Source organism: Kitasatospora sp. NPDC086801 (assembly GCF_044745805.1).
GTDB lineage: Bacteria > Actinomycetota > Actinomycetes > Streptomycetales > Streptomycetaceae > Kitasatospora.
Map to the genome: position 1 here is coordinate 1 of NZ_JBIVAX010000003.1, position 17,683 is coordinate 17,683.

A 17,683-nucleotide genomic window follows, 5' to 3' on the forward strand; every position below is an offset into this window, starting at 1 on the left:
TCCACCCCGAAGGGCTTCACCGTTCGACTTGCATGTGTTAAGCACGCCGCCAGCGTTCGTCCTGAGCCAGGATCAAACTCTCCGTGAATGTCTACTCGGCCCCAACATGAAGCAGGGCCGGTCCACACCCGCGTTGAGCGGCACGGCAACCACCGGAATAAGGTGATCCCGCGCACTGCGTCCTCGCTAGTGTTTTACTTCAAAAGGAATCTCCAACCCCGATCAGACGATCGAGGCCGGGGATGTCAACATATCTGGCGTTGACTTTTGGCACGCTGTTGAGTTCTCAAGGAACGGACACTTCCTTCAGGCCGCCTTCCAGCGGGCCCTCCGGGCGCTTCGTTCTTTCGTGTTCCCAGCTTATCAGATGTTTTCCGCTCCGTTTCCGGGGCTTCCTTCATCCAACTCGCCGGTGTCTTCTGCGGCTTGACGCCCCGTCCGACGTTTCAAACTCTAGCCGATCCCTGCTCCGAAAAGCGAATCCGCCGCAATCCAATAAAACGAGCACGCCGAATAAGAACCAAGCCGCGACAAAACGCAACCCAGCCCAGACCAGGAAGTGGTATTTCAAAAGGATTGGCTACCCCGGGACCGTCCGCGCAGATGCGTGTCCGGTGCTCCCTGCCAGGCAGCTCGAAGAACTCTACGCGGGATCGCGACCGGATGCAAACAGGACGCAAGGGCCGGCCGGACCCCGGGGAGAGGGGTCCGGCCGGCACGACCGCGGGGCGGAGGGATCAGCTGTTGGTGGGGAAACCGAGGTTGATGCCGCCGTGCGAGGGGTCCAGCCAGCGCTGGGTCACGGCCTTGCCGCGGGTGAAGAACTGCACGCCGTCCGGACCGTACGCGTGGGCGTCGCCGAACAGGGAGGCCTTCCAGCCGCCGAAGGAGTAGTAGGCGACCGGGACCGGGATCGGCACGTTGATGCCGACCATGCCGACCTCCACCTCGAACTGGAAGCGTCGGGCCGCGCCGCCGTCGTTGGTGAAGAGGGCGGTGCCGTTGCCGTACGGGTTGGCGTTGATCAGCGCCAGGCCCTCGTCGTAGGAGGCGACGCGCACGACGGAGAGGATCGGGCCGAAGATCTCGTCGTTGTAGACGGACATGCCCGGCTTCACGTGGTCGAACAGGGTGGGGCCGAGCCAGAAGCCGTCCGAGGTCGGGGCGCCGTTCTCGTCCTCGGCGGTGATCGGGTGCTTGCGGCCGTCCACCGCGAGCTCGGCGCCGTCGGCGACACCGGACTCGACGTAGGAGGTGACCTTGTCGCGGTGCTGGCCGGTGACCAGCGGGCCCATCTCGGAGTCGCCGTTGCAGCCGGGGCCGACCTTCAGCGAAGCGATCCGCTGCTTGATCTTGTCGACCAGCTCGTCGCCGATCGGGTCGACCGCGACCAGGACGGACACGGCCATGCAGCGCTCGCCGGCCGCGCCGAAGCCCGCGTTGACCGCGGCGTCGGCGGCGAGGTCGAGGTCGGCGTCGGGCAGGACCAGCATGTGGTTCTTGGCGCCGCCCAGGGCCTGCACGCGCTTGCCGTAGCGGGTGCCGGTCTCGTAGACGTAGCGGGCGATCGGGGTGGAGCCGACGAAGCTGACGGACTTGACGTCCGGGTGCTCCAGCAAGCGGTCCACGGCGGCCTTGTCACCGTGCACGACGTTGAAGACGCCGTCCGGCAGGCCGGCCTCCTTCCACAGCCCGGCGAGGAAGTTGGCGGCGGACGGGTCCTTCTCCGAGGGCTTCAGGATGACGGTGTTGCCGGCCGCGATGGCGAGCGGGAAGAACCACATCGGCACCATGGCGGGGAAGTTGAACGGCGAGATGATCGCGACCGGGCCGAGCGGCTGGCGGATCGAGTAGACGTCGACGCCGGTGGACGCCTGCTCGGTGAAGCCGCCCTTGACGAGCTGCGGGATGCCGCAGGCGTACTCGACGACCTCCAGGCCGCGGGCGATCTCGCCGAGCGCGTCGGAGTGGACCTTGCCGTGCTCGGACACGATGATCGCGGCCAGCTCGTCGCGGCGGGCGTTCAGCAGCTCGCGGAAGGCGAACAGCACGGTGGTGCGCTTGGCGACCGAGGCGGTGCGCCACTCAACGAAGGCCGAGGCGGCGGCGGCCACGGCCTGGTCGACCTCGGCGATCTCGGCGAAGTCGACCTGGCCGGCGACCTGGCCGGTGGCCGGGTCGAAGATGTCACCGCGGCGGGGCGCCGCGCCGGCGGTGGCGACGGGCTCGCCGCCGATCCAGTGAATGATGTGCTTGCTCAAGTCCGTCTGCCTCCGAAGTCCCGGGCGGCGTCCTGCCGCCGGTCCTGTCTGGCGCCGCCCGCGAGTGGGCCGGGCGACGGGATTCACGGGGCTACCGCGCTCGTCTCCAGTCTGGTGGCCGCCGCGCCCCGCCTCAACGAACAGGCTGACGGGGATCCCGGATTCAGCCTTACAGGTCGTCCGGTTGCTCGGCCGAATGCGTGAGGGAGGCCGAATATGAGGACGAACGCGCGAGGACGAACGTGTGAAGCCGGACCCACAAGGATGGCCGCGTGAAGCCGGACCTACGAGGGCGAACGCACGGAGCCTGGCCGCCGCCCGCGTTCAGGACTCCTCGTCCTCCAGGTACGGGTCGTGCAGCCCGTCGGCCGCCTCCTGGGTCTCCAACAGGTCCAGCCGCAGGTCCTGGGCCCAGGCGAGCGCCCACCGCTTCAGCCCGTCCACCGCGCCCGCCGCGACACCCCGGGCCCGGAACCGGCCGTCCGCCGCCTCGGCCAGCGTCTCCAGCCGGTCGGCGAGCGCCGCAGGCTGGAAGTCGGCGTCCAATTCGCCTGCCAGTGCGAGGAGTTCACCCTCCCGGTAGCAGCCGGTGAGGGCGTGCACGTCGACCAGGTCCCGCGGCATGCCGCGGTCCACCAGCAGCGCGGTGGTCAGCGCGGCGGCGTCCTCCAGGGCGACGACCGGCAGGACCACCGACAGGACCACCGACAGCGCCACCGCCGGCTCGCCGGTCGGCGGCACGGCGAGGTCGAAGCGCACCGGCCGGTGGGCCAGCGGCTCCTTCCGCAGCTCCACCGAGTGCGACCGCCCGCCGAGCGCGAGCCGGACGGTGAGCTGCTCCAGGCGCGGTGTGCCCGGGCGCTCGGCGACCCCGCCGCCGGCCGCACGGTAGGCCTCGCCCAGCGCGGCGGCCACCTCCGACAGGTCGGCGCCGCCGGTCACCAGGGTGAGTCCGTCCTGCGGGCAGGCCGCGACGCCGTGGGCGCGCAGCGCATGCCCGCCGGCCAGGGCGAGCCCGTACCGGTCGCAGACGGGGGCGGCCAGTGCGGCGAGGCGCAGCTGGGCCGGGCCCGGTCGGAGGGGCGCGTCGACGGCGCCCGGGGCGGTGGTCACGCTTCCAGTCTGACGCGACTGCGCGCCCTGCGCGCCACCGCCGTCCCGAGCCCCGAGCCCGAGCCCGGGGCCGGCGCCCGGGCCCGGAGCCCGGGACGGGGATCACCAGCCGCTGAGCCCGGCCGCCGCCTCGTGCAGGGCGAGCTCCAGCAGCACCGGGTCGTTGAGCCGTCCGGATCCGTCGGGCGGGACCAGCCAGCGCACCCCGCGGCTGCTGCGCTCGGGGTGCGGGACGACGATCCAGGTGCCCTCCCCCGCGCTGCGCACGCCCGTGCCGATCCAGCGGGCGGCGGTACCGACCGGGACCAGGAAACTGACGTGCTCGCCCCCGAAGTCGGTGAGGACGGGGCCGCGGGAGCCGGTGTCCAGGACTTCCAGGGCCGGGCGCCCGAGCCGTCCGGGGACGGAGAGGACGTCCCAGCGGCGGCCGGCCGGTAGCAACATCAGCCCCAGCCCGGTGCGCTCCCATTGCTCCCGGAAGGCCTCCGGGTCCGGTGCCACCTGGGCGAGCCAGTGCAGTCCGGTGCTCTCCATGTCTGTCCCCGCTTCTTGCCGCTGTTCCGGTCGGGTCGTCCTGGTCAGGACGCGGCGGGGAAGACTGAGACCCGCCGTCACCAAGGAGAGGCGGACGGCGGGTCTCTCTTACACGGATAGCGGGGTCAGCTGTCGAAGCCGAGCCCCAGCCGGTCGAGCGTGCGCAGCCAGAGGTTGCGGTGGCCGCCGTTGCGGTCCGCGTGCTCCAGCGAGCGGGTGGTGATCTCGATCCCGGCCCAGCGCACCGGCTCGGGCGGGAACGGCAGCGGCTTGCTGCGCACCATGTCCAGCGAGGTGCGCTCGGTGCGCTCGCCGGACAGCAGGTCGAGCATCACCTCGGCGCCGAAGCGCGTCGCGCCGACGCCGAGCCCGGTGTACCCGGCCGCGTACGCGACCTTGCCCCGGTAGGCGGTGTCGAAGAACGCCGAGAAGCGGCTGCAGGTGTCGATGGCACCGCCCCAGGCGTGGGTGAACCGCAGGCCCTCCAGCTGCGGGAAGCAGCGGAAGAAGTGGTTCGCCAGCGTGCGGAAGGTCTCCGGCCGCTGGTCGTACTCGTGTCGGACGTGGCCGCCGTAGTGGTAGACCGCGTCGTAGCCACCCCACAGGATCCGGTTGTCGGCGGAGAGCCGGAAGTAGTGGAACTTGTTGGCGCTGTCGCCGAGCCCCTGCCGGCCGCGCCAGCCGATCGCGGCGAGCTGCTCGTCGCTGAGCGGCTCGGTCATCAGTGCGTAGTCGTACACCGGCACGATGTACGGGCGGACCCTCTTGACCAGCGACGGGAACACGTTGGTACCGAGTGCGACGCGCCGGGCGAAGACCCGTCCGTACGGGGTGCGGACGGCCATGCCGCTGCCGTACTCCCGCAGGTCGGTGGCCCGGGTGTGCTCGAAGATCCGTACGCCCTGGCCCAGGCAGGCGTCCCGGAGGCCCCAGGCGAGCTTGGCGGGGTGGACCATCGCCACGCCCTCCTTGTCCCAGAGGCCGCCGAGGAAGGTCGGCGAGTTCACCTCGGCGCGCAGTTCGTCGGCGTCCAGGACGGTGAGGTCGAAGCCGTACCGGGCGACGGCCTCGGCGATCTCGTGGAGTTCCTCGACCTGGTGCGGCTGGGTGGCAACGTCGATCTCGCCGGTGCGCTCCCACTCGGCGTCGATGCCGTAGCGCTTGAGGGTGGCCTCGATGCCGTCCAGGTTGGCGGCGCCGAGGCGTTCCAGCTGGGCGAGTTCGGCGGGCCAGCGCTGCAGGCCGTTGCCGAAGCCGTGGGTGAGGCTGGCCGCGCAGAATCCGCCGTTGCGCCCGGACGCGGCCCACCCGACCTCGTTGCCCTCGACCAGCACGACGTCCAGCGAGGGATCGCGTTCCTTGGCAATGAGGGCGGTCCAGAGGCCGGAGTAGCCGCCGCCGACGACCAGCAGGTCGCAGGTGGTGTCGCCGACCAGGGCGGGCAGGGCCGCCGGCCGACCCGGGTCCTCCAGCCAGAAGGGGGTGGGCCTGGCGTCACTGAGTGCGCGGGCGGAGTCCATGCATTATCAGCCACTTTCTGTACTTAGGCGATGGTTTGTTCAGCCACCGCACCCGACCGTACGTCAGGCGGTGGCCTTCCGGCGGTTGCCCAGCCACTGGCCGGCGACGGTCAGCGCGACGGCGGCGATGAACATCGCGGTGCCGATGACGTTCACCTGCACCGGGATGCCGCGCTGCGACGCGCCCCAGACGAACATCGGGAAGGTGACCGTGGTCGGGCCCGAGTTGAACTGGGTGATGATGAAGTCGTCGAAGGAGAGCGCGAAGCTGAGCAGCGCTCCCGCCGCGATGCCGGGGGCGGCGAGCGGCAGGGTGACCCGCAGGAAGGTCTGGGTGGGGGTCGCGTAGAGGTCCTGGGCGGCCTGTTCGAGCCTCGGGTCCATGCTCATCACGCGGGCCTTGACGGCCGTCACCACGAAGCTGAGGCAGAACATGATGTGCGCGATGAGGATGGTGGTGAAGCCGAACGGGATGCGCATGTTGAGGAACAGCGTCCCGAGCGAGGCGGCCATGACCACCTCGGGCATGGCCATCGGCAGGAAGATCATCGCGGTGGTGGCCGAGCGGCCGCGGAAGCGGTAGCGGGCCAGCGCGAAGGCGACCATGGTGCCGAGCACGGTGGCGCCGATGGTGGCGAGCACCGCGATCTGCAGGCTGAGCGAGAGCGACTGGCACATGTCGGCCACGCCGCAGGGGTTGGTCCAGGCGTCGGTGGAGAACTCGTTCCACTCGTAGTTGAACTTGCCGACCGGCTTGTTGAACGAGAAGGCGAGCACGACCAGGTTGGGCAGCACCAGGTAGGCGAGGGCCAGCAGGCCGGCCAGCACCACCAGGTGGGCGCGGATCCACTTGGTAATCCGGGACATCAGACCAGTTCCTCCGTCCCGGCCTTGCGCATGTAGACCGTCACCATGCCCAGGATCAGGGCCATCAGGATGAAGCTCAGTGCGGCAGCCGTGGGGTAGTCGAGCACGTTCAGGAACTGCTTCTGGATGCCGTTGCCGACCATCTGCTCGCTCGGCGAGCCCAGCAGTTGGGCGTTGATGTAGTCGCCGGAGGCCGGGATGAAGGTGAGCAGGGTGCCGGCGACGACCCCGGGCAGCGAGATCGGGAAGGTGACCTTGCGGAAGGTGGTGAACGGCCGGGCGTACAGGTCGCCGGCCGCCTCGTGCAGGCGGGGGTCGATCCGCTCCAGCGAGGTGTACAGCGGCAGGATCATGAACGGCAGGAAGTTGTAGGTGAGACCGCAGACCACGGCGAGCGGCGTGGCGAGCACCCGGTCGCCGGAGGTGAGGCCGAGCGCGTTGGTGACGTCCAGGACGTGCAGGGTGTTGAGCGCGCCGACCACCGGCCCGCCGTCGGACAGGATGGTCTTCCAGGCCAGCGTGCGGATCAGGAAGCTGGTGAAGAACGGCGCGATGACCAGGATCAGGATGACGTTGCGCCAGCGCTTGCTCGCCTTGAAGGCGATCGTGTACGCGAGCGGGTAGCCGACGGCCAGGCAGAGCACGGTGGCGATGCCCGCGTAGGAGAACGAGCGGACGAAGTGCCACTTGTACTCGACCAGGGCGTCCCAGTAGGTCGCGAGGTGCCAGGTGACCTTGAAGCCCGCTTCGAGCGAGCCGCTCTGCAGCGAGGTGGACGCCTGGTAGACCATCGGGACGGCGAAGAAGACGACGAGCCAGGCGATGCCGGGCAGCAGCAGCCAGTACGCGGTGAGCTTGCGCTTCGGCTTCCGTGCCTCCGACGCCAGGGGGCCGCCGTCGGGGGGTATCGCCTGCGGCGGTGCGGCCGGGGTGGTGGTGGTCATGCGGCCTCCTCCGCGGTGCCCGCGTCGATCGCCTGCGCGGCGTCCAGGGCGAAGGAGTGCGCCGGGTTCCAGTGCAGCAGGACGGACGCGCCGGGGACGATCCGGGCGTCGCGCTCCATGTTCTGCTCGAAGACGGCGACCTCCTGGCCGCCGTCGGTGCGCACCACGTACTGGGTGGAGACGCCGATGAAGCTGGAGTCGAGGACGGTGCCGGCCAGTCGGTTGCGGCCGTCGGCGACCTCGGCGGAGGCGTGCGCGATGGTGATCTTCTCCGGGCGCACGCCCAGGTGGACCTGCTTGGCCTCGGTGGCGCAGCGCGCCTTGGGCACGGCGAGGCGGGCGCCGGCCGCGGTGAGCAGCAGGTCGCCGCCGTCGGTGCCGGTGACCTCGGCGGGCAGCAGGTTGGACTGGCCGAGGAAGTTGGCCACGAAGGTGGTGGCGGGGTTCTCGTACAGCTCGGCGGGGGCGCCCAGTTGCTCGACCCGGCCGCCGTTCATCACCGCGATGGTGTCGGCCATGGTCATGGCCTCCTCCTGGTCGTGGGTGACGTGCACGAAGGTGATGCCGACCTCGGTCTGGATCCGCTTGAGCTCCAGTTGCATCTGGCGGCGGAGCTTGAGGTCGAGCGCGCCGAGCGGCTCGTCGAGGAGCAGCACCTGGGGGTGGTTGATCAGGGCGCGGGCGACGGCGACGCGCTGCTGCTGGCCGCCGGAGAGCTGGTGCGGCTTGCGCCGGGCGTACTGGCCGAGTTCGACCAGCTCCAGCATCTCCTCGACCTGCTTCTTGACGTCCTTGCGGCCGCGGCGGCGCAGGCCGAAGGCGACGTTCTCGAAGATGTCGAGGTGCGGGAAGAGCGCGTAGCTCTGGAAGACGGTGTTCACCGGCCGCTTGTACGGGGGCAGGTCGGTGACGTCCTGGCCGCCGATCAGGACGGTGCCGCTGGTGGGCTCCTCCAGGCCGGCGATCATGCGCAGGGTGGTGGTCTTGCCGCAGCCGGAGGCGCCGAGCAGGGCGAAGAAGGAGCCCTGCGGGACGGTGAGGTCGAGCGGGTGGACGGCGGTGAAGGCGCCGTAGGTCTTGCCGATGCCGGTGAGGCGGACGTCGCCGCCGGCGGCCGCGTCGCGCTGCTGGTCTGTCATGGGGTGTCTTCCTGGGTTCTCTGCCGTGAGTGGGCCGCGGGTGGGGGTCAGGCGCCGATGAGCTTGGAGAACTTCTGCTCGAAGTCGCTCTCCTCGGTCTCGGTGAGGGTGCGGAACACGTGCGCCTTGGCCGCCATCTCGGGGGTGGGTACGACCAGCGGGTTGGCCGCGCTGTCCGGGGCGAGGGTGGCGAGTTCGTCCTTCATCCCGGTGACGGCGGAGACGAAGCCGATGCCCGCGACCAGCTGCGCCGCGATCTTCGGCTGATAGTAGAAGTCGATCAGCTTTTCCGCGTTCGCCTTGTGCTGCGCCCGGGCCGGGATCAGCATGTTGTCCGTCGAGGAGACGTAGCCCTTCTCCGGGATGACGAACTCGATGTCCGGGTTGTCGGCGCGCAGTTGGATCAGGTCACCGCCCCAGGCGACGCAGGCCGCGATGTCGCCGGAGGACAGCTCCTGGCCGTAGTCGTTGCCGGTGAAGCGGCGGATCTGCTTGCTGTCGACGCCCTTCTGCAGCCGGGCGACGGCGGCGTCGTAGTCGTCGGCGGTGAACTTCGCCGGGTCCTTGCCCAGGTCCAGCAGGGTGATCCCGATGCTGTCGCGCATCTCGGAGAGGAAGGTGACCCGGCCCTTGAGGTCGGGGTCGTCCAGCAGTTGGGAGACGCTGGTGACCTCCTTCCCCTTGGTCGCCTTCTTGTTGTAGGCGATGACGACCTGGATGCCGGCCCACGGGTAGGAGTACAGCCGGCCCGGGTCCCAGTCGGGGGCGCGGAAGCGGGAGTCGATGGTGGTGATCGCCGTGGTGACGTTCGCCGGGTCGAGCTTCTGCGCCCAGCCGAGCCGGATCAGCCGGGCGGCCATCCAGTCGGTGAGGACCATCAGGTCGCGGCCGGTGTCCTGACCGGCCGCGAGCTGCGGCTTGACCTTGCCGAAGAACTCGACGTTGTCGTTGACGTCCTCGTTGTACCTGACCTTGACGCCGGTGGCCGCGGTGAAGGCGTCCAGGGTGCCGTGCTTCTGCTTGTCCTTCTCGTCGGTGTCGACGTACAGCGGCCAGTTGGAGAAGTTGACCACCTTCTCGGTGTCCGAGAGGTCCTTGGCGGCGTTGGCGGTCGAGTCGCCGCCGGCGGTCCTGGCCGCCGGGATCCCGCAGGCGGCCAGGGTGCCCGCACCGGCGGTCAGCGCGGCGGCCCGCAGCAGGGTGCGGCGGCCGATCGCGGCCCGGCCGCTGGTCAGGCTGCGTTCCCAGGCCTTGCGGACCGGTTCGGGCAGACCGTCGGTGAACTCGTTGAACGCCATGGGACGGGCCTCCTGGGGGTAAGAGGTCGAATCGGGGCGCCCTGGGGGGCGGCGCCCCTGGGCAGGGGTTATCTGTCTCCGAAGACGGTGCGGTGCCAGTCCTTGCGGGCGACCGCGGTGGTGTCGAACATGACGTGCTTGACCTGGGTGTACTCGTCCAGCGAGTACTGGGACATGTCCTTGCCGTAGCCGGACGCCTTGTAGCCGCCGTGCGGCATCTCGCTGATGATCGGGATGTGGTCGTTGACCCAGACGCACCCGGCCGCGATCTCCCGGGTGGCGCGCAGCGAGCGGTGCACGTTGCCGGTCCAGGCGGAGGCGGCCAGGCCGTAGGGGGTGTCGTTGGCCAGCCGCAGTCCCTCGTCGTCGGTGTCGAAGGGCAGCACGACCAGCACCGGGCCGAAGATCTCGCCCTGGACCACCTCGCTGTCCTGGGCGGCGCCGGTGATCAGGGTGGGCGAGTGGTACGCGCCGCGGGTGAGGTCGGTGCCGTCGTGGCCCTTCTCCGGCGCGCGGCCGCCGGTGACCACGGTGGCGTACGAGCGGGCGCGTTCGACGAAGCCGGCCACCCGGTCCCGGTGGGTGTACGAGACCAGCGGGCCGAGGTCGGTGTGCGGGTTGAGCGGGTCGCCGATCCGGATCGCGGCGTACAGCTCGGCCACGCCGGCCACGAACGCGTCGTACAGCGGGCGCTGGACGTACGCGCGGGTGGCGGCGGTGCAGTCCTGGCCGCCGTTGATCAGCGAGGCGGCGACCGCGCCGTGCACGGCGGCGTCGAGGTCGGCGTCGTCGAAGACCACGAACGGGGCCTTGCCGCCGAGCTCCAGGTGGGTGCGCTTGACGCTCGCGGTGGCGAGTTCGGCGACCCTCCGGCCGACCGGGGTGGAGCCGGTGAAGGAGACCATCGCGACGTCCGGGTGCGAGACCAGGTGCTCGCCGGTGGTGCGTCCGGCACCGGTGACCACGTTGACCACGCCGTCCGGGATGCCCGCCTCGGTGCAGGCCCGGGCGAACATCAGCGAGGTGAGCGGGGTCAGCTCGGACGGCTTGAGCACGATGGTGTTGCCCGCCGCGATCGCCGGCAGGACCTTCCAGGCGGCCATCTGCAGCGGGTAGTTCCACGGCGAGATCGAGCCGACCACGCCGATCGCCTCGCGGCGCACGTAGGAGGTGTGGTCGCCGGAGTACTCGCCGGCCGCCTTGCCCTCCAGGTTGCGGGCGGCGCCGGCGAAGAACGCGACGTTGTCGATGGTGCCGGGGACGTCGAACTCGGTGGCCAGCTTGACCGGCTTGCCGGTCTGCGCGGTCTCCACCCGGGCGAGGTCGGCGCTCGCGGAGGTCAGGACGGCGGCCAGCCTGGTCAGCGCCTCGGAGCGGGCGCCGGGGGTGGCGGAGGACCAGCCGGGCAGGGCGGCCTTGGCGGCGGCCACGGCCGCGTCGACCTCCGTGGTGGTGGCCAGGGCGACCTGCTCGACCACGCTGCCGTCCGCGGGGTTGACGACCTGGAAGGGCTCGCCGCTCCCCCGGGTCTGACGGCCCGCGATGTACTGCGCGCCCGCGCCGAAGTCGGTCAGGTCCATCTGGTTCCTCCAAGTGCCGGTGGGTCGACTGCCACGGCGATTCTCACCGTTCCGCAGTGGGGGAATCCGACCGGCTGATCACCGGGGTTGCGCGATCCTGGCAGTCCGGCGGACTCCGGACAAGGGATTCCGCTGTTGCATTCCGGTCAACGCGATGGATTCCGGCGTGAGGTCTGTTTTTCGCCACAGCCGACCCGCTGACCATGCCCGCTGCCGCCCCGGCGTGACAAGGGTCACTGCGACAACCTCGGCGGGTAGGGCCTTACAGGGTGGAAGGGTTCACCGAGGGCGACAGGTCGTCGCCGCGATGGATGATTTACCTGACACTCTGGTCCCTCAAGGCCCTGGAGGCCCGCGATGCTCCCCACCGTCGCCCGCGTGCTCGACCTGGAGGTGATGCGGCGCGGCCTGCCCCAGGTCGTCGCCGGCGCCGACCACCTGGAGCGGCCGGTCCGCTGGGTCCACGTGAGCGAACTGCCCGACGTCGCCGGGATGCTCCAGGGCGGCGAGCTGGTGCTCACCACCGGCATCGCGCTGCCCGACGACCGCGAGGGCCTGGCCCGCTACGTCCGCGAGCTGGACGAGGTGGGGGTCGCCGGCCTGGTCGTCGAGTACGGCCGGCGCTACTTCGACTCGCTGCCCCGCGCCCTAGTGCACGCCGCCGAACAGCGCGGCCTGCCGCTGATCACGCTCCGCCGCGAGCTGCGCTTCGTCGCCGTCACCGAGGCCGTGCACGCGCTGGTGGTCAACGCCCAGCTGGAGCAGCTGCGCAACTCCGAGGCCGTCCACCAGGTGTTCAACGAGCTGGTGGTGGAGGGCGCCGAGCCGCCCGAGGTGATCCGCCAGGTGGCCCGGATGGCGGGCGCGCCGGTCGTCCTGGAGAACCTGGCACACCAGGTGCTCGCCCACGACACCGCCGGACGCCCGGAGGTCGAGCTGCTGGAGGACTGGGAGCGCCGCTCCCGCGGGGTCCGCCCGCCCGGCCGCACCGGCCACGACCCGCGCAGCGGCTGGCTGGTGACCACGGTCGGCGCCCGCGGCCAGGACTGGGGCCGGCTGGTACTGGTGCAGGAGCCCGGCCCGCTGCCCGAGGGCGAGGCCCACCCGCACACCATGCTGTTGGAGCGCGGCGCCTCCGCACTGGCGCTCAACCGGCTGGTGGTGCGCGACCGGGAGAGCCTGGAGCGGCAGACCCACCGCACCCTGCTGTCCGGCGTCCTCACCCACGCGCTGACCGTCTCCGAGGTGGCCCTGCGCGCCCAGGCGCTCGGCGTCCCGCTGGAGGGCCGCCGGCTGGTCGGGGTGGTGCTGCGGCAGCGGCGCAGCCCGAGCCCGGCCGCCCTGGAGGCGCAGGCCCGGCTGCGCGACTTCACCGAGCTCGCCGCGGGAGCCGTCCGGGCCTGCCGGCTCTCCGCCCTGGTCGGCGCGCTGGACGACGAGGGCGTCGGCGTGCTGATCACGCTCGGCACCCAGCAGGACGAGCACGCCGCGCTGGACGCCTTCTCGGCCACGCTGCGCCGGATGTCGGCCGAGGCCGGCCGGGACAACGCCGCCGCACCGGCCCCGGTGGTCGCGGTCGGCTCCTCGGTCGGCTCCGTCCGGGACGCCCGGCGCACCCTGCTGGAGGCCACCCAGGTCGCCGACGCGGCCCTGCACGACGCGCCCGGCGGCCGGGCCGCCTCGTACTACCGGCTGCCGGACGTCCGGCTGCGCGGCCTGCTCCACCTGCTGCGCGACGACGCCCGGCTGCAGACCTACGTGGAACGGGAGCTGGGCCCGCTGCTGGCCCACGACGCCGAGCACAACGGCCAGTTGGTGCAGATGCTGCGGATCTACCTGGAGCAGGGCCGGAACAAGTCGGCGGCGGCCGACGCCGCGCACCTGTCCCGGCCGTCCTTCTACGACCGCCTGCACAAGGTCGAGCGGATCCTCGGCGTCGACCTCGACCAGGTGGAGTCCTGCCTCTCCCTGCACGTGGCACTGCTCGCCCTGGACGCCGTCCGCCGCTGACCGCTACACGCCGGTGATGCGCCCCCAGACCTTGTGCAGTTCGGGCCGCTCCGCCGAGGTGACGTCGCGCATGGTGTGCAGCCGGGCGCGCATCTCGTCGGTCGGGAAGAGCAGCGGGTTCTCCGCCAGTTCGGCCTTGTCCTTGTCGCCGCTGGCCGCCAGCACCTCGCGGGCGGCCGGCACCGGGCAGATGTACTGGACGAAGGCGGCGAGTTCGGCGGCCACCTCGGGCTGGTAGTAGTGGTCGATCAGCAGTTCGGCGTTGCGCTTGTGCCGGGCCCGGTTGGGGATCATCAGGCTCTCCGCCCACAGCTCGCCGCCCTCCTCCGGCACCACGAACTCGATGTCCGGGTTCTGGGCGGTCAGTTGGACGGCGTCACCGGAGTAGGCCTGGCAGGCGACGGCGGCGCCGGAGGCGAGGTCGCTGGTGTAGTCGTTGCCGGTGAAGCGGCGGATGTGGCCGGTGTCGACCATCTTCTGCACGATGTCCATCGCCCGGTGCGCGTCGTCCTCGCTGAACCGGGAGACGTCCGCGCCCTGGGCGAGCATCAGCAGCCCGAGCGCCTCGTCCAGCCCGGCGAACAGGGTGACCCGGCCCTTGAGGTCGGGCGCCCAGAGGTCCGCGGTCGACTTCAGCTCCCGGCCGAGCGCCTTGCGGTTGTACGCGATGCCGGTGATCCCGGACTGCCAGGGCACGCTGCGCCGGCGCCCGGGGTCGAAGGCCGGGTCGGCGAGCTGCGGATCCAGGTTGGCGGTGACGTTGGGCAGGTTGGCCCGGTCCATGGCCTGCACCCAGCCGAGCGAGACGTACCGGCCGGCCATCCAGTCGCTGACCACCATGAGGTCCCGGCCGGGGTCGGCGCCCTGGGTGAGCACCGGGCTGATCTTGCCGAAGAACTCGTCGTTGTCGTTGATGTCCTCGGTGTAGGTGACCGCGATGCCGGTCCGCTCGGTGAAGGCGTCCAGGGTCGGCCGGTGCCCCTCGTCGTCGGTGTCGATGTACTGGGTCCAGTTGGAGAAGGCGAGCCGCTTCTCGCGGTCCGAGCGGTCCTGGACCGAGCGGCGGTCCTGGGCGACGTACGCGGACGGGATGCCGCAGCCGGTCAGCGTGCCGGCGCCGAGCAGCGCGGCCCCGCCGAGCACCGAACGTCGGCGTATCGTACGGGAGTTGTGGGGGCTGGTCAGGGTGGTGCTGCTGGGCATGGGGGAAGGCCTCCGGAACATGGGCGGCCCCGGGCGTACGCGACACCCGGGGCCGTCCGATCGGTACGTCAGACGGTGTGCGCGTCGGTGAGCGACAGCACCTCGTCGAGCACCGCGAGGCCGCTCTTGGCCTCCTCCTCCGTGACGGTGCACGGCGGGACGACGTGGAAGCGGTTCATGTTGACGAACGGCCAGAGCCCGCGCTGCTTGCAGGCGGCGGCCAGCTCGGCCATCGGCGCGTTGGCGGCGCCGGCCGCGTTGTACGGGACGAGCGGCTCGCGGGTCCCGCGGTCCTTCACCAGGTCGAGCGCCCAGAACACGCCGAGGCCGCGGACCTCGCCGATCGAGGGGTGCCGCTCGGCCAGTTCGCGCAGGCCGGGGCCGATCACGGTCTCGCCGATGTGCTTGGCGTTCTCGACGATGCCCTCCTCCGCCATGGTGTTGAGGGTGGCGACGGCCGAGGCGCAGGCCAGCGGGTGACCGGAGTAGGTGAGCCCGCCGGGGAACGCCCGCTCGGCGAAGGTGGCGGCGATCTCGGCGCTGATCGCCACGCCGCCCAGCGGGACGTAGCCAGAGTTGACGCCCTTGGCGAAGGTCAGCAGGTCCGGGGTGACACCCCAGTGGTCGGCGGCGAACCACTCGCCGGTGCGGCCGAAGCCGGCCATCACCTCGTCGAGGATGAACACGATGCCGAAGCGGTCGCAGATCTCCCGCACCCCGGCCAGGTAACCCGCCGGCGGGATCAGGATGCCGGCGGTGCCGACCACGGTCTCCAGGATGATCGCCGCGATCGTCCCGGGGCCTTCGAAGGCGATCACCTGCTCCAGGTGCTCCAGCGCGCGCTCGCACTCCTGCGCCTCGTTCTCGGCGTGGAAGTTGGAGCGGTAGGCGTACGGGCCCCAGAAGTGCACCACGCCGGAGACGCCGGTCTCGTTGGCCCAGCGGCGCGGGTCGCCGGTGAGGGCGATCGCGTTGGCGGTGGCGCCGTGGTACGAGCGGTAGGTGGACATGATCTTCTGCCGGCCGGTGTGCAGCCGGGCCATCCGGATGGCGTTCTCGTTCGCCTCGGCGCCGCCGTTGGTGAAGAAGATCTTGTCGAGGTCGCCGGGGGTGCGCTCGGCGATCAGCCGGGCGGCCTCGCTGCGCGCCTCGACGGCGAAACCGGGGGCGATGGTGCAGAGCTTCGCCGCCTGCTCCTGGATCGCGGCGACCACCTTCGGGTGCTGGTGACCGATGTTGGTGTTGACCAGCTGCGAGGAGAAGTCGAGGTAGCGGTTGCCGTCGTAGTCCCAGAAGTACGAGCCCTCTGCGCCGGCCACCGCGAGGGGGTCGATCAGCGCCTGGGCGGACCACGAGTGGAAGACGTGCGCGCGGTCGGCGGCCTTGACGGCCTGGCCGGCGGCTGAGTCAGCGGTGGGGATGCTCATGCCGGTAAGGCTAGGGAGTCACGGCCCCGAAGTGCAGTTTCATCTTGTCAGCCGGTCACGCGAACGGCCGACAGGATGCAAAGACACCGGGCCCGGGTCGAAAAGACCCGGGCCCATTGTCAGTTCACACGATGGACGTGCGATCAGATCACGGTCGTACGGCGCTCGACCGTCACGACCCGCTAGAACGCGGTCATGACGTGCTTCACCCGGGTGTAGTCCTCGAAGCCGTACGCGGAGAGGTCCTTGCCGTAGCCGGACTTCTTGAAGCCGCCGTGCGGCATCTCGGCGACCAGCGGGATGTGGGTGTTGATCCACACGCAGCCGAAGTCCAGCCGGCGCGACATCCGCATGGCGCGGCCGTGGTCCTTGGTCCACACCGAGGAGGCCAGCGCGAAGTCGACGCCGTTGGCGTAGTCGACGGCCTGGTCCTCGTCGGTGAACTTCTGCACGGTGATGACCGGGCCGAAGACCTCGTTCTGGATGATCTCGTCGTCCTGCCGCAGGCCGGAGACGACGGTCGGGGCGTAGAAGTAGCCCTTCTCGCCGACCTGGTGGCCACCGGTCTCGACCTTGGCGTGGGCGGGCAGCCGCTCGATGAAGCCGGCCACCTGCTTCAGCTGGTTGGCGTTGTTCAGCGGGCCGTACAGCACGTCCTCGTCGTCCACGCCGCCGGTCTTGGTCTCGGCCGCGGCCTTGGCCAGCGCCTCGACGAAGGCGTCGTGGATCGACTCGTGCACCAGTACGCGGGTGGCGGCGGTGCAGTCCTGGCCGGCGTTGAAGTAGCCCGCGACCGAGATGCCCTCGACGGCCTCGGCGATGTCGGCGTCCTCGAAGACCACGACCGGGGCCTTGCCGCCCAGCTCCAGGTGGACGCGCTTGACGTCCTTGGAGGCGGACTCGGCGACCTGGATGCCGGCCCGGACCGAACCGGTGATGGAGGCCATCGCCGGGGTCTTGTGCTCGACCATCATCCGGCCGGTCTCGCGGTCGCCGCAGATCACGTTGAAGACGCCGGCCGGCAGCTCCAGGTCCTTGAGGACGCCGCCGATGATCTCGGCGAGCAGGACGGTGGAGGCCGGGGTGGTGTCCGAGGGCTTCAGGACGACGGTGTTGCCCGCGGCGATGGCCGGGGCGAACTTCCAGACGGCCATCATCATCGGGTAGTTCCACGGCGCGACCTGGGCACAGACGCCGACCGGCTCGCGGCGGACGATCGAGGTCATCCCCTCCATGTACTCCCCGGCGGCCTTGCCCTCCAGCAGGCGGGCGGCACCGGCGAAGAAGCGGATCTGGTCCACCATCGGACCGATCTCCTCCGAGAGGGTCAGCCCGCGCGGCTTGCCGGTGTTGCGGACCTCCGCGTCGACGAGCTCGTCGGCCCGGGCCTCGACCGCGTCGGCGATCTTGAGCAGCAGCTTCTGGCGGGTGCTCGGGGTGGCGTCGCGCCAGAGCGGGAAGGCGGCGGCGGCCGAGGCCATGGCGGCGTCCACATCGGAGGCACCGGACAGCGGGGAGGTCGCGTAGACCTCGCCGGTGGTGGGGTCGACGATGTCGAGCGTGCGGCCGTCCGCCGCATCGACGAACTCACCGTTGATGTAGTTGCGCAGCGTGCGAAGGTCGCTCACGGGGTCTCTCCTCGGTCTGGGCCTGCGGCGTTGCAGTTTCCGGCGCCATGGTACGTCGGCGGATCCGGCGCACGAAGGGTGTTCGGGTAGCCGGGCGCCGGACGGCACGGTCCACTGGTTTGGGGGAACGCGCACTGCGCTGCGGGGCGGCGCGCGTAC

Annotated in this window: 13 protein-coding genes and 1 rRNA gene; 1 reads left to right on the plus strand and 13 read right to left on the minus strand. The window is 70.8% G+C overall.

All coding sequences use genetic code 11. The features are described from left to right. From ACIPLC_RS05205 to ACIPLC_RS05250, 10 genes are all read right to left on the minus strand, one after another. Positions 1-88, minus strand: a 16S ribosomal RNA gene (locus ACIPLC_RS05205); the annotation flags it as partial. Positions 89-737: 649 nt separating this feature from the next. Further along, complete coding sequence (locus ACIPLC_RS05210; RefSeq protein ID WP_400471256.1) at positions 738-2,261, minus strand: CoA-acylating methylmalonate-semialdehyde dehydrogenase; 1,524 nt, start codon at positions 2,259-2,261, stop codon at positions 738-740. 324 nt (positions 2,262-2,585) lie between these two features. Continuing rightward, entirely contained in the window at positions 2,586-3,374 is a 789-nt protein-coding gene (locus ACIPLC_RS05215; protein ID WP_400471258.1) for a hypothetical protein, read from the minus strand. Between the two features lie 102 nt (positions 3,375-3,476). Next, on the minus strand, positions 3,477-3,908 hold the full coding sequence (locus ACIPLC_RS05220; protein ID WP_400471260.1) for a hypothetical protein: 432 nt from the start codon (positions 3,906-3,908) through the stop codon (positions 3,477-3,479). 125 nt (positions 3,909-4,033) lie between these two features. Next, positions 4,034-5,428, minus strand: a complete 1,395-nt coding sequence (locus ACIPLC_RS05225) for an NAD(P)/FAD-dependent oxidoreductase (RefSeq protein ID WP_400471262.1) — start codon at positions 5,426-5,428, stop codon at positions 4,034-4,036. Positions 5,429-5,491: 63 nt separating this feature from the next. Then, the gene (locus tag ACIPLC_RS05230; RefSeq protein ID WP_371517000.1) at positions 5,492-6,295 is read right to left on the minus strand and encodes an ABC transporter permease; all 804 of its coding nucleotides are present in this window, start codon (positions 6,293-6,295) and stop codon (positions 5,492-5,494) included. Then, positions 6,295-7,239, minus strand: a complete 945-nt coding sequence (locus ACIPLC_RS05235) for an ABC transporter permease (protein ID WP_400471264.1) — start codon at positions 7,237-7,239, stop codon at positions 6,295-6,297. Before ACIPLC_RS05235 ends, ACIPLC_RS05230 begins: the two co-directional genes overlap by 1 nt. After that, complete coding sequence (locus ACIPLC_RS05240) at positions 7,236-8,378, minus strand: ABC transporter ATP-binding protein (protein ID WP_400471266.1); 1,143 nt, start codon at positions 8,376-8,378, stop codon at positions 7,236-7,238. Before ACIPLC_RS05240 ends, ACIPLC_RS05235 begins: the two co-directional genes overlap by 4 nt. A gap of 47 nt (positions 8,379-8,425) precedes the next feature. Beyond that, on the minus strand, positions 8,426-9,676 hold the full coding sequence (locus ACIPLC_RS05245; RefSeq protein ID WP_400471268.1) for a spermidine/putrescine ABC transporter substrate-binding protein: 1,251 nt from the start codon (positions 9,674-9,676) through the stop codon (positions 8,426-8,428). Between the two features lie 68 nt (positions 9,677-9,744). Then, positions 9,745-11,256, minus strand: a complete 1,512-nt coding sequence (locus ACIPLC_RS05250; RefSeq protein WP_400471270.1) for a gamma-aminobutyraldehyde dehydrogenase — start codon at positions 11,254-11,256, stop codon at positions 9,745-9,747. 357 nt (positions 11,257-11,613) lie between these two features. Between ACIPLC_RS05250 and ACIPLC_RS05255 the strand changes: the two genes are divergently transcribed. Then, positions 11,614-13,266, plus strand: a complete 1,653-nt coding sequence (locus ACIPLC_RS05255; RefSeq protein WP_400471272.1) for a PucR family transcriptional regulator — start codon at positions 11,614-11,616, stop codon at positions 13,264-13,266. A 3-nt stretch (positions 13,267-13,269) separates the two neighbouring features. Here ACIPLC_RS05255 and ACIPLC_RS05260 read toward each other — a convergent pair whose 3' ends face one another. From ACIPLC_RS05260 to ACIPLC_RS05270, 3 genes are all read right to left on the minus strand, one after another. After that, positions 13,270-14,469, minus strand: a complete 1,200-nt coding sequence (locus ACIPLC_RS05260; RefSeq protein ID WP_400471274.1) for a spermidine/putrescine ABC transporter substrate-binding protein — start codon at positions 14,467-14,469, stop codon at positions 13,270-13,272. A 68-nt stretch (positions 14,470-14,537) separates the two neighbouring features. Next, entirely contained in the window at positions 14,538-15,896 is a 1,359-nt protein-coding gene (locus ACIPLC_RS05265; protein WP_400471276.1) for an aspartate aminotransferase family protein, read from the minus strand. 182 nt (positions 15,897-16,078) lie between these two features. Beyond that, the gene (locus ACIPLC_RS05270) at positions 16,079-17,524 is read right to left on the minus strand and encodes a gamma-aminobutyraldehyde dehydrogenase (RefSeq protein WP_400471278.1); all 1,446 of its coding nucleotides are present in this window, start codon (positions 17,522-17,524) and stop codon (positions 16,079-16,081) included. Positions 17,525-17,683 lie beyond the last annotated feature (159 nt).